Genomic DNA, 12537 nt, shown 5'->3' on the forward strand with positions numbered 1-12537 from the left:
AAAGAAAAGGGAGTGGGGCAAGTGCCCTCTTCCCCCTAAACTTATTGTTGCAATACTTTTCGAGGCTTGGTCCCTTCAGCTGGTCCAATCACACCCGCTGCTTCCAACTCTTCCATGAGGCGAGTCGCCCGGTTAAAACCAACCGATAAGCGACGCTGGATCATCGAAGCACTGGCTTTTTGGGTCTCGATGACGAGCGCTTTGGCCTCTTCAAAGAGAGGATCGCCTTCATCTGAGCCACCCATACCTCCATCAAAGTCTGACTCCGATACATCTCCTGGATCAAAGGCATCATCATAATCGGCTTCTGCCTGCTCTTTGACAAAGTTGACAATCCGCTCCACATCGTCATCTGAGATAAAGGATCCTTGTAGACGGATTGGATGATTTTCATCAATCGGTTTAAAGAGCATGTCTCCGCGACCGAGTAATTTCTCAGCTCCATTTTCATCCAAGATGGTCCGTGAGTCGGTCCCAGATGATACCGCAAAAGCGACACGGGAAGGCACATTGGCCTTGATCAAACCTGAGATAACGTCAACCGATGGCCGTTGGGTCGCCAAGATCATGTGGATCCCCGCCGCACGCGCCTTCTGTCCAAGGCGAATAATGGCATCTTCCACTTCTTTACTTGCGACCATCATCAAGTCTGCTAACTCATCGACAATGACCACGATCAAAGGGAGGGGCACTTGCTTCATCTCAGACTGGGCATTGTACTCAGCCACCTTGGCATTAAAGCCAGCAATATTGCGAGCGCCTACTTTCGAGAAGAGCTCGTAGCGATTTTCCATCTCATCGACAACCTTTTGCAGGGCCCGACTGGCCTTACGTGGGTTGGTCACCACTGGAATCAAGAGGTGAGGAATATCATTGTAGACAGAAAGCTCCACCATCTTTGGATCGACCATCATAAACTTGACTTCGTCCGGACGGGCCTTCATCAAGATACTCGAAATAATGCCATTGACCGCTACTGACTTACCAGATCCGGTAGACCCCGCTACCAAGAGGTGGGGCATCCGAGCCAAATCAAAGGTTCGAGCTGAACCATCTACGGCCTTTCCAAGAGGAATTTCAAGGAGTTTAGCCGGATCTGTTTTAGACTGCTCCCACAATTCACGGAAGGAAACCGTTGCAATCTCTGAGTTGGGCACTTCAATCCCTACCAGAGATTTCCCTGGAATCGGCGCTTCAATCCGCACATCCTTTGCTGCTAGGGCCAAGGCCAAATCATCTGCTAGATTGGAGATGCGATTGACCCGCACACCGACAGCTGGCTTGACTTCATATTTGGTAACAGAAGGACCGATTTCCGCCCGCTCCACTGTCGCCTTGATATTGAAGCTTGCAAAGGTTTCTTCCAAAATGCGGATGTTCTGGCGAACGATGTTTTTCTCTTTGGATTGATTTTTCGGCTTGTCAGGCGCGAAGAGATCAATGGTTGGAAGCTTGTACTGGAGGAGTTCCTTCGGTGTGAAATCCACTTGAACCTCTTCCCCATCGTCCTCGAATTCTTCGGCTACTGGAAGCTCTTCGTATGCTTCAGGCTCTTCAGGCCACTCTTCATCTGGCAGGTAGATCTCTGGTGGTGTTGGTGCGACAATTTCGGCTTCTGGGAAGTGCTCTGTGAACGGCTCCTCCGCCAACACTTCTCCTGTTTCAGGATCTACAGGATGCCCTTCCATTGAAAGCGGAGTTGGAAGAACCGCACTTGCTTCTTCTTGCTCTCTTTCAGCTGCCGCAGCTTCCTCAGCAACTCTCGCTTCCTTTTCAAGGAACTTCTGCTCGCGACGTTCTTTGCGTTTTTCCATAGAAGCGTGGAAGGCTTCCGATCCCTTTTCAAACAAATCATAGATGGAGTAAGGACTCATCAAGAGGATCCCCAATCCGATAAAGAGAAGGCCAATAAAATAAGAGCCAATATTTGAAAACAGGAAGGAAATCGGAGCATAAAGAAGGGCACCGATCATACCACCACCGGCAAAACTCTCCACTCGCAGATGAATCAAGTCTGCCATGATTCTTGAAAAGGTGACCTTGATTCCATTATTGTCTAAATGAAGGGAGGATACAAAGAAGGCCTGAAACATCAAGAGCACCCCAGCAAAGAAGCTTAGGAATCCTGAAATAACCCCTTCGTGTTTGTCCAGCCATTTAAAGGCATAGAGGTAGAAAAAGGTCGCTAAAATAGCCAAATAGGCCAAACTCCCAACAAACAGTCGGATTAAGTTGTAGGCCAAGACCCCTACTGCTCCCAATTTCAAGGCCGCAAAGACTAAAACCAGACTAATCAGAATGGTCACAATCATGCGGTGAATTGCTTTTTTTCTTTCTAATTCTGCTTTGGACAGTCGTCTCGTCGACCGTGTTTTTTTTGATTGATTATTGTTTGCCATAACCTTTATTATATCACATTTCTAAGCCAGTTCTCTAGTAAAATCATTTCCAAACATGTACAGAATAAAACTGAAAAAAATAAAGCTAGAAACCAGTCCTAGCCCCATTTTGATCGGTAGGTATTGTAAGCGAAGATCGGGAAAATTTTTATGAAGCAAATAGACCCAGAATGATTTCCAAAAGATAAACATCCCTAGCTGTTTGAAAAACGCTTATGGTAAGTCTACGAACGTCTTTAAAACCGAATGACGAGCAAGAAAATAAAGACTATCGTGAGGAAGCTCTGCCCATTCCCCAGTATCTGATTGATCTATAAAAAATTGACTTTGTTTAGCTGATGATTCATTCTTCCGATGGAACTTTATCCACGCTACAAACTCATCATAAGAATAAATTTGTGTTTTATCCCCTCTTGTTTCGTCTGTAACATAAAGTTCCATATTTTCTTGACCTTTCAGCGCAAACTAATGAGTGATTTTATCACACCATTTGCGTTCATTGTATTGTTTGGACGGAAACAAATTTGATTTAAATAGTTTATATCTTTTCTACTTCAGGATATAATTTAGCAACCTTAGAATCAGAAATATTTATTTGAAACGGCTTCTAATTCATTAGAACAATTAAATTTTCGCTTCTTGAAAGATTATGCTTTTATTCATATCTGGTTCATCATCCTTGATTCTTGCTGATTGATAAAGTGTCAACCTTCTCCCCTTTAACAAGTAAAACTAAATCTTTCCCACTCTTTAATTCATATGAAGTCAGCACATCTTAAGTACAAATCTGGTCCTTATCTACGCAATTGTTTTGTTAGCTCTTTAAAGATCTTCATCTGAGATAGAATATGGGATTGACCTAAGCAGAGATAGACTCCATAGAACATCATCAGACTCATACCATAGCTTCCTGGAAGATTGGCCATGATGTAATGAACTGCATGAAAGATGCTGGCATACAGAAAGGCCAGTCCAATCCACAGTTTACGATATAGCTTTGATTTCATTCTTAAAAGAAACTCCGCTCGCTTGTCCAGCGTCTCAATATGAAACTCTTCAAAATTTGGATCTTGCTCCATGGTCATCATACGTCTGATCAGTGTAGCAACCAACAACCAGCCCAATCCAAGCAAGATAGTTTTGTAAACTACAGAAATGGAATGGACCCAATGGGGAACTAGAATGAAAAAGCCAATGATAGCTCCTAGACCAAAAGTCCATCGATCAAATCGGACAGACTTTTTTTGATGGTTCACATAAAGTCTCATTCTTATCTTATCTAGGTAATACTCTTTACCAGCAAAACGCATCATATAAATCAAACTCTTATTTCTTTCCATTTTATACCTCTCTTAATGTTCATCTGTGGCTCCCCATTCATGATACGATTTTTGAGGGAATTCGTTCATATCCCACCAAATCAACTTATCTCCCATCATACCGAATTTTCCATCTCTACGCAACTTTCTTCTTAATTAGTGATTAAATCCAAAAAGAAAACACCCTTGTGGGCGTTAGCATTGATAGACTGAACCGCAATATCATCTTTTAAGTTCTACTCTTCTAGCACTATCTAGTCTGAAGAAGTCATCAGACTATTTCCCACTATACCGATGATCACAATGAAGACCCCTAAAAATCCTAGTGGGGTTGGGATCTGATCTCCTAGAAAAAGACAGCCTCCAAATAGGGTGAAGAGGACCTCGCCGGCCTGGGTAGCTTCAACAACAGCTAACTGCTGATGGTTGTGTTTCACCAAGTTGGTTGCTTCAAAGAAGAGCATGGTCGCGATAACTCCTGAAAATACAGCTACGATCAAGGATTGGAGCATTTGCCCACCTGATGGTAAGCCTGCATCTACTCCTGCAAAGACGGCTAAGAGCAACCAAAAGGGAACACTCATTAAGGTCATCCCAAAGGCCCGTTGGGTCGTTGATAATTGTTCTTCTTTACAATGAACTAGCATCTTGCGATTTCCCAATGGATAGGAAAAAGCAGCGATCAAAATTAAGATACTAGCTCTCACCACACCTTCTCCGAGACCTCGTCCAAAATATGGAATTTGAATCAATACGATTCCTAACAAAATCAGCAAAGTCATTCCAAACTGTTTTCCTGGAATCTTTTGCCCAAAAAGTGGGGTCAGAAAGAGACCAGCTAAAATCGTAATCTGCCAGGTCGCAGCCACAAACCATGATTCTCCATAGATAGAAGCCATCGATAAAGGCGCATAAAAGAGACCAAAGCCGACCGTACTCCAGAGCAACCAAGTCCACGGAGCTCGTGCAATTGCTGATAGGACACCCTTCAACTCACCTTTCTGCCAGACTAAAACAGCCATCATAGGCAAACTAAAAAGGTAACGCAAACTAGCACTCCACATCCAGGAACCACCTGCCAGGTTCATGCTTCGATTAAAAATAAAAGTAAATGCAAAAAAGAGAGCACCTAGGATACCAAACCAAAGGGCTCTCGCAAAATGTGATGATTTCATTTTTTGATGATCGTTCTCCTGTAGTCATCCTATTATACAGGAATTCAGAAATACTTTCATCTGTTTTCTGCAAATTTTCAAAACAGTGTTTTGGCCTTAAATTTTATCAAGATTTGAAAGTATCGTAAAATTAAGGTACAATAGAGAGAGACAACTATGTTGGAAAGGAAGAATATGAAAAAACTAATCGCACTACTATTATTTTCCGGCTTGGCTTTAACAGCTTGTTCGACCAATCAAACAGACGCTAACTCTTCAAGCTCAAGCAAAGAAAAGACAGAGCAGACAGCAACTTCTAGCTCTAGTGAAAAAGATCAAAAGAAAATTGAAGAAGAACAAAAGAAATTAGAACAACTGCGCAAAGATTTTAACGATGCCATGACCAATGAAAATGCCGTCTTCCCACAACTCTCAAATGAAGTGGCTGAAGACGAAGCAGAAGTTAAAATTACAACAACTGAAGGCGACATCACTGTCAAGCTCTTCCCTAAATATGCCCCACTTGCAGTTGAAAACTTCTTGACCCACGCAAAAGAAGGCTACTACAATGGCTTACTTTTCCACCGTGTCATTAACAACTTTATGATCCAAACTGGGGATCCTAAGGGAGATGGTACTGGTGGTGAATCCATCTGGAAGGGCAAAGACAAATCCAAAGATTCAGGTACTGGTTTTGAGAATGAGTATTCTCCATACCTTTACAACCTTCGTGGAGCCCTTGCCATGGCCAATTCTGGTCCAAATACCAATGGTAGTCAATTCTATATTAACCAAAATAAGGAAGATATTTCTAGCAAGCTCCCAACTGACCGCTTCCCAGCTAAGATCATCGATGCTTATAAAAATGGTGGAAATCCAACCCTCGATGGTGGTAACTACACTGTCTTTGGCCAAGTGATCGATGGCATGGATGTGGTCGATAAAATCGCCTCTGCCGAAACCAATGATAAGGACAAACCAAAAACAGATATCAAGATTGAAAAAATCGAGATCTTAAAAGACTACAATTTCAAGAAATAATGAAAAGAGAACCAAACGGTTCTCTTTTTCTATCAAATGTAAATTTTTCTTAGAAACTTTCCTTAGGTGAGTACGGACGTCAGCGAACTTCTGCGAAGTTCCATGACTAAATCAAGATACAAAGGGCGTCTGCGGATAAAATCAAAATAGGAAGTTTGACGCAGAATCTTTCGATTCTAGGAGAACTTATCTTTTTGACACAATCCGCAGCCCGTGTTCAATTTGTATTGAGCCCTTCGCTCCTTAATTTCAGAGCTCAGGCTAAAACAGTTCCCCAAACTGTTTTACTCTCAATAATTCCGTGTGCCTGAAACAAATCTGTTTCAGGCACTTTTCTCACTGCGGAATGTTTCGGTCATTACTTGACTAAATTTAAAAATAGAATCATTTAGATTTTTTTAATTAGTTGTGCCGCCTTATGTAAACAACAAAATTTCTTCATTCTAAAAAGCGAGACAAGTTTCTCTTTTTGTCTTTACGTCAATTCATTAAAGTCCCAGATTTGGTCCATCCAGCCTTCATAGAAATCTGGCTCGTGGCAAACCATGAGAATCGATCCCTTGTACTCTTTCAGAGCCCGTTTCAATTCTTCTTTGGCATCCACATCCAAGTGGTTGGTCGGCTCGTCTAGTACCAAGACATTGTTTTCACGGTTCATCAAGAGACAGAAGCGTACCTTGGCTTGCTCTCCACCGGATAGCACCTGAATTTGGCTCTCAATATGTTTGGTGGTCAAACCACAACGGGCAAGGGCGGCACGAACTTCTGCTTGGTTGAGAGCCGGAAAGGCATTCCAGACTGCTTCAAGCGGTGTCTGGCGATTGCCCCCTTCGACCTCTTGCTCGAAGTAACCAAGTTCTAGGTAATCCCCCCGCTCTACTTCTCCAGCGATCGGAGGAATGATTCCCAGCAAGCTCTTCAAGAGAGTGGTTTTCCCGATCCCGTTAGCTCCGATGATGGCTACCTTTTGATTGCGTTCAAAGGTTAGGTTCAAAGATTTAGTCAAAGGACGATCATAGCCAATCTGAAGATCCTTGGCCTGGAAGATAAAGCGGCCAGGAGTCCGGGCATTTTTAAATTCAAAGGATGGCTTTGGTTTCTCACTTTGCAACTCAATGAGTTCCATTTTGTCCAGCTTCTTCTGACGAGACATGGCCATATTCCGTGTAGCCACACGCGCCTTATTACGGGCTACGAAATCTTTCAAATCAGCAATCTCTTTTTGCTGGCGCTCATAAGCCGCTTCCAATTGCGATTTCTTCATTTCATAGACTTCAAGGAATTGGTAGTAATCTCCTGAATAGCGGGTTAACTGCTGATTTTCCACATGGTAGACGATGTTGATCACATCATTCAAGAAAGGAATATCGTGAGAAATGAGGACAAAGGCATTTTCATAATTTTGCAAATAGCGCTTAAGCCAATCGATGTGCTCTGCATCCAAGTAGTTGGTTGGCTCGTCCAAGAGAAGGATATCTGGTTTCTCAAGTAAGAGTTTGGCCAAGAGGACCTTGGTCCGTTGCCCACCTGACAAGGAGGTCACATCCGTATCCATGCCAAAGTCCATGACCCCAAGAGCACGCGCCACTTCATCGATCTTGGCATCCAAGGTATAAAAATCACGACTTTCTAAACGCTCTTGGAGTTCTCCAACCTCTTCCATCAAAGCATCGACATCGGCTCCCTCTTCCGCCATGGCCATATAGAGGTCATTGATGCGAGCTTCAGCTGTGAACAACTCATCAAAAGCGGTCCGTAAGACATCGCGAACTGTTTGTCCTTCTTCTAAGACCGAATGCTGATCCAGGTAACCTGCCGTCACATACTTAGACCACTCCACCTTTCCTTCATCAGGTTGCATTTTACCTGTCACGATACTCATGAAGGTCGATTTCCCTTCACCATTGGCCCCGACAAGACCGATATGCTCTCCCTTTAACAAACGGAAAGACACATCCTCAAAAATCGCACGGTCCCCAAAACCGTGGCTTAAATTTTTCACTTCTAAAATACTCATGCTTGACTCTCTTTCATTGAATTCACTCGTATGATTATATCATCTTCACTGAAAAATGAAAAGGGAGCCCAACTCCCTTTAGAATATATATAAATAAATTATAAGTAAGATAGGTTACGCGATTTTGTCAAGAAATCAAAATAAGTTCTAACTTATGAATCTCATAAAGAATATACCGAAACTTTCCGCCGTGAGAAAAGTGCTAGAAACATTATTGTTTCTAGCACTCGGGAGTTTTGAGACCTCAGGCTCAAAACTAAGTCATGGAACTTCTTTGAAGTTCGCTGACGTCCGTACTCACCTAAGGAAAGCTTCTGACATACTTTTATTATAGATCTGAAGAAAACCCAACTCCCTTTTCTTTTACAAACCTAAGTCTGCGTACGGTTTCCGGTAGCCCACTTGAACAACTTTTCCGTCTTTGACAAGCAAAGGCCGCTTGATCAGCATACCGTCTGAAGCAAGGAGATCCGCCGCTTCTTTCACTGTCAGTTGATCCACCTTATCTTTCAAACCGAGTTCACGGTATTTCATTCCGCTAGTATTGAAGAAAGACTTGATCGGTAGGCCAGATGCTGCCATCCAGTCTTGCAATTCTTGGCTAGTCGGTGTTTCTGTGACAATGTTTTGGCTTTGAAACTCACATTGGAGACCGTCCAATTCTGATTTAGCCTTTCGACAAGTCGAACATTTTGGGTATTCAATAAAGGTATACATCGCTTTTATTTCTCCTTCCAGGTAATTCCTTCATGGTGTAAGAGCCAGCGTTTGCGATCAAGTCCAGACGCATAGCCCGTCAGTTGTCCATCTTTTCCCATCACACGGTGACAAGGGACTAAGATCGTCAAGGGATTGCGTCCAACAGCCTGTCCCACGGCTTGGGCTGAACCACAAGAAAGATCCTGGGCAAGCTGGCCATAGGTTTTGGTCTCACCATATGGGATCTCTTGCAATAACTGCCACACCCGCTCTTGGAAGGCTGTCCCTTGCGGTGCTAGTGGAAAACTGATAGTGATTGGATCTCCCGCAAAATAGTGGTCCAACCACTCCTTCACCTTCTCATGGTAGGGATGGACCTGTTCCAGCGCCCCATAGGGATCAGGTGCCTCTTCTTTCGGATCATAAAAATCAAGCTCAACAAGGCCTTCTTCACTGACAACGATCGAAAGAAGCCCCATAGGGCTTTCATAAAATTGTTTAAGATAGAGAGTCATTGTAGGCTGCTTCCGCTCTTTGGTCCCAGCGGTCCTCTTCTGAGACCACTTGGAATAGACTAGTTTCTGCTTTTCGTTTGATCTTTTGATAAGCCAGACGGACTCCATCAATAGGGACCTTTCCACAATAATGGTAGCCCAATTTTTCAAGCAAATGTTGCATGACCAGATTATCCGGGTGCGTATCGCAACGGAAATCCGGCCCTTTTTCTCCTTCGATTAAACCTTGAAGGAAGGTCTGAGCCACCCCTTTACCAGCAGCTTCTTTAGCTACAGCGACGCGGTGAAAAGTGACATACATATAGTTGTCATGCTCCCACTTGCCATCGTAAATCTCATTATATGCCGCTTCATTTCCCTTGTAGACAGCTGCATAGGCGACAACTTCCTGATCTTCAACTGCCACATAGCCACGACTTTCTAGAATATCCTCAAAAATGATCTCTTCATCTGGATAGCCATCCTGCCACTGGTCGACCTGTCTTTGAGCCAGGCTTTCCTTGGCATCTTGGATGATTTCCATAATTCGCTTAATCTCGTTGGGATAAGCCATTCTAATTTCCATCCTGCTTCCAACCTTTCCTACTCTTGATGGTAACGAGCATAGAGCTCACTCTTTTGCAGGCCGTATTGTTTGGCGACCTGTTTAATTGCTTGATTTTTCTTCATGCCCTCTTGGACCAAGGTATCGATCTCTTGGATCAAGTCGACCTCTTCTAGATCTAGCTCTTCTTCCTTGGCTCCTTCGACAATCAAGAGGCATTCCCCTTTGAGGGGATTTTCTTCAAGAAATGCGACTAACTCAGAAATACTGCCACGAGTATATTCCTCGTAGATCTTGGTCAATTCACGAACCAGGACAACCGGACGATCCCCATAGACAGCCAACATATTCTCTAAGGTTGCCTTCACTCGATGGGGAGACTCATAAAAGATCTGGGTCTCAGGATAGGCCACTTTTTCTTGGAAAAAAGCCTTCTGTTGCCCCTCTTTGCGAGGCAGAAATCCATAAAAAATATGAGGTTGAGGGGCTAGGCCACTGGCAATCAAACCCGTAATACCCGCACTAGGACCAGGCACAGCTACGACAGGAATCTCTCGTTCGATCGCTGCCTTGACCAAATCATGACCGGGATCAGAGATACTAGGGAGTCCTGCATCTGAGACTTGCGCCACATCCTTTCCGGATTCTAAATAGGCGATCAGATCTGGAATTTTCTCCATGGCATTGTGCTCATGAAAGCTAGTCTGGGGCGTCGCAATCTCAAAATGCTTGAGCAAGAGGCCTGTATTTCTAGTATCCTCAGCTGCGATCAAGTCCACATCCTTTAAGGTCTGGACCATGCGGTAACTCATATCCTCCCGGTTACCGATCGGTGTTGGGACCAGGTAAAGCACCCCTGTTTTCTTTTCCCCTTTAAAACTTCGTTGGATCTGCATGCTTACTCCCTAAATAACAACTCGTCACAAAACATACACTCTTCATCGTTCTCACGGCGTTGACCATAGGAATAAGTACAGATATGAAAACCGTCGTTGTAAATACGTTGCAAATTTTCACGGCCATGGTGTTGTGACTTTGCGGATGAGGTCTTCTCCACTTCCCCCAAACGCTCTCTCAATTTATCATTTTCTAAGCGAAGAGCTGTATTTTCTTCGATGACTTGTTTCAAATTTTTCTTGATGGCTTCGACTTCAGCCAAGGTGACCAACAAATTCTGAGAAAAGCCGTCTAAAGCATCAAATAATTCTTTTTTATTCATTTTGACTCCTTAACTTTCTAAGCTAAAAACCATATATTCTAGAGCATTTTGAAAAGAAACATTAGCCTTCCACATCCTGCGAGCAAGACTCAATTTCTCAAGCAACTGCTGGGATCGACTCAAGCGCAACTGCTCTTCTAAAGCCAACTCCATCAAACGAAAGGCCTGGCTTTGTTTTTCCTTATCATCTGCTAGACTCACTAAGCGGGTCACTTCCAAATAGGCGCGATTCAAATTGGATTGACAACGTTCGATAAACTGATCACAAACTTTTGCTAGTTCAAAAAACGTAGCATTCTTTTTTTGCTGCTCTGCCTCTTCGAGACTAAAACTAAAACGAGCTACTAAATTTGCCTGTGATTTGATCAAGCCTTCTTTTTCTAACAGTTCGGTTAGGTAGGCTTGCTTTTTAGGAAAATGAACCTGCTGGGCCCGACTCTTGATAGTCGGTAAGATTAAGTTTTCATCGGATGTCAACAAGAAGAGATAGATCTCACTCTGGGGCTCCTCCATAACTTTTAAGAGAGAGTTGGCCGCATTGGTATGCATCTTATCCGCATCTTGGACGATAAAGACCTGCCGACTGCCTTCAAATCCTGATTGAGAAAAGTCTTGAACCAGCGAACGAATGCGGTCAGTCTTAATGATCTGGTTGACTGGACGCACGATCTTTACGTCTGAGAATTCTTCTTCTTCAATCAAGCGGCAGGAACGGCATTTGCCACAAGGCCAGACTCCCTGCAAATCTTCGCAAAATTGACTTTGAGCTAGCAAGAGGGCCATCTCAAAACTGGCAAAAGAACCTGTAAAGAGATAAGCATGACTGAGCTGTTTGTGTTCTAAGATCTGGGTGAAGCGCTCCACCAATTCTGGCTGGAGCTGTTGGATCTCTTCTAGCTTCATTTCAATATCCCCAAGCGATTTTCTAAAACAGCCAAGACATCCGCAAAGACTGCTTCAAAGGATTGACTGGCATCGATTTTCACAATGCGCTCTGGTTCCTTTTCATACAAGGCCAAATAACCCTGTCTGACTTTTTGGTGAAGCTCCAATCCTTCCAAATCCAAACGATTGACTTCCCGCTCTTGGTTTTTGGCAATTCGGGCGAGCCCTTCTTCAACATCCAGATCAAAGTAAAGGGTGAGATCTGGTTTAAGACCATCTGTCGCGAATTGATTGAGCCACTCGATATCTTCCACACTCAGACCGCGACCATACCCTTGATAAGCGACCGAGCTATCAATAAAGCGGTCCATCAAGACAACCTTCCCAGCTGCAAGGGCTGGCAAGACACGTTCCACCAAATGCTGCCGGCGACTAGCAATATAAAGCAACAACTCGGTCTTGGCATCCATACTAGTATGGTCTGGATCTAAAATGACTTGGCGGATCTTTTCTGCAATATCTACACCGCCTGGTTCACGGGTTGTAATAAAAGGAATTCCTTTTTCTTCAAGTAGAGGCAAAACGGCTTCTAGGACCGATGATTTTCCCGCTCCTTCTGGACCTTCAAATGAAATTAATGTACCGTTTACCATAGTATCCTCTTTCTAGTTTTCTACTTTTTATTTTACCAAAAATAAGGGTAAAAATCTTGTATTTTAGGAGAGAAAATTTTTCAAAGTCATTT

Annotated in this window: 11 protein-coding genes and 2 pseudogenes; 1 reads left to right on the plus strand and 12 read right to left on the minus strand. The window is 43.5% G+C overall.

Going from position 1 to position 12537, the window contains the following annotated elements; genetic code table 11:
* Nucleotides 1-41: 41 nt before the first annotated feature.
* The 4 genes and pseudogenes from O3602_RS01960 to O3602_RS01975 all read right to left on the minus strand — a co-directional run.
* A pseudogene (locus tag O3602_RS01960) lies at nt 42-1493 on the minus strand (DNA translocase FtsK); the annotation flags it as partial.
* A 153-nt stretch (nt 1494-1646) separates the two neighbouring features.
* Nucleotides 1647-2399 (minus strand): annotated as a pseudogene (locus O3602_RS01965) (DNA translocase FtsK); the annotation flags it as partial.
* 794 nt (nt 2400-3193) lie between these two features.
* The gene (locus O3602_RS01970) at nt 3194-3739 is read right to left on the minus strand and encodes a hypothetical protein (protein WP_155172301.1); all 546 of its coding nucleotides are present in this window, start codon (nt 3737-3739) and stop codon (nt 3194-3196) included.
* 233 nt (nt 3740-3972) lie between these two features.
* Entirely contained in the window at nt 3973-4893 is a 921-nt protein-coding gene (locus O3602_RS01975) for a multidrug resistance efflux transporter family protein (RefSeq protein WP_151378651.1), read from the minus strand.
* Nucleotides 4894-5067: 174 nt separating this feature from the next.
* Between O3602_RS01975 and O3602_RS01980 the strand changes: the two genes are divergently transcribed.
* Nucleotides 5068-5913, plus strand: a complete 846-nt coding sequence (locus O3602_RS01980; RefSeq protein WP_151378652.1) for a peptidylprolyl isomerase — start codon at nt 5068-5070, stop codon at nt 5911-5913.
* 475 nt (nt 5914-6388) lie between these two features.
* On the opposite strand, the gene O3602_RS01985 is transcribed toward O3602_RS01980, so the two are convergent.
* The 8 genes from O3602_RS01985 to tmk form a co-directional block, all read right to left on the minus strand.
* Nucleotides 6389-7930 carry an ABC-F family ATP-binding cassette domain-containing protein gene (locus O3602_RS01985; protein ID WP_371611043.1) on the minus strand — a complete coding sequence of 514 codons (1542 nt, stop codon included), beginning with the start codon at nt 7928-7930 and terminating at the stop codon, nt 6389-6391.
* Between the two features lie 363 nt (nt 7931-8293).
* A complete protein-coding gene (locus tag O3602_RS01990; protein ID WP_003013024.1) occupies nt 8294-8647 on the minus strand; it encodes an arsenate reductase family protein in 354 nt (117 codons plus the stop codon).
* 5 nt (nt 8648-8652) lie between these two features.
* Nucleotides 8653-9144, minus strand: a complete 492-nt coding sequence (locus O3602_RS01995) for a methylated-DNA--[protein]-cysteine S-methyltransferase (protein ID WP_371611044.1) — start codon at nt 9142-9144, stop codon at nt 8653-8655.
* Nucleotides 9128-9709: a GNAT family N-acetyltransferase gene (locus tag O3602_RS02000; protein WP_003008260.1), complete on the minus strand. Its 582-nt coding sequence runs from the start codon at nt 9707-9709 to the stop codon at nt 9128-9130. The genes O3602_RS01995 and O3602_RS02000 overlap by 17 nt, the downstream gene beginning before the upstream one ends.
* A 17-nt stretch (nt 9710-9726) precedes the next feature.
* Entirely contained in the window at nt 9727-10584 is an 858-nt protein-coding gene (rsmI, locus tag O3602_RS02005; protein ID WP_371611045.1) for a 16S rRNA (cytidine(1402)-2'-O)-methyltransferase, read from the minus strand.
* Nucleotides 10585-10586: 2 nt separating this feature from the next.
* On the minus strand, nt 10587-10907 hold the full coding sequence (gene yabA / locus O3602_RS02010) for a DNA replication initiation control protein YabA (protein ID WP_003005416.1): 321 nt from the start codon (nt 10905-10907) through the stop codon (nt 10587-10589).
* 9 nt (nt 10908-10916) lie between these two features.
* Complete coding sequence (locus O3602_RS02015) at nt 10917-11810, minus strand: DNA polymerase III subunit delta' (protein WP_371611046.1); 894 nt, start codon at nt 11808-11810, stop codon at nt 10917-10919.
* Entirely contained in the window at nt 11807-12445 is a 639-nt protein-coding gene (gene tmk, locus O3602_RS02020; protein WP_003004942.1) for a dTMP kinase, read from the minus strand. Before tmk ends, O3602_RS02015 begins: the two co-directional genes overlap by 4 nt.
* Between the last annotated feature and the right edge of the window lie 92 nt (nt 12446-12537).

The sequence above is a fragment of the Streptococcus sp. 27098_8_186 genome, from assembly GCF_041432055.1.
Lineage (GTDB): Bacteria > Bacillota > Bacilli > Lactobacillales > Streptococcaceae > Streptococcus > Streptococcus dentalis.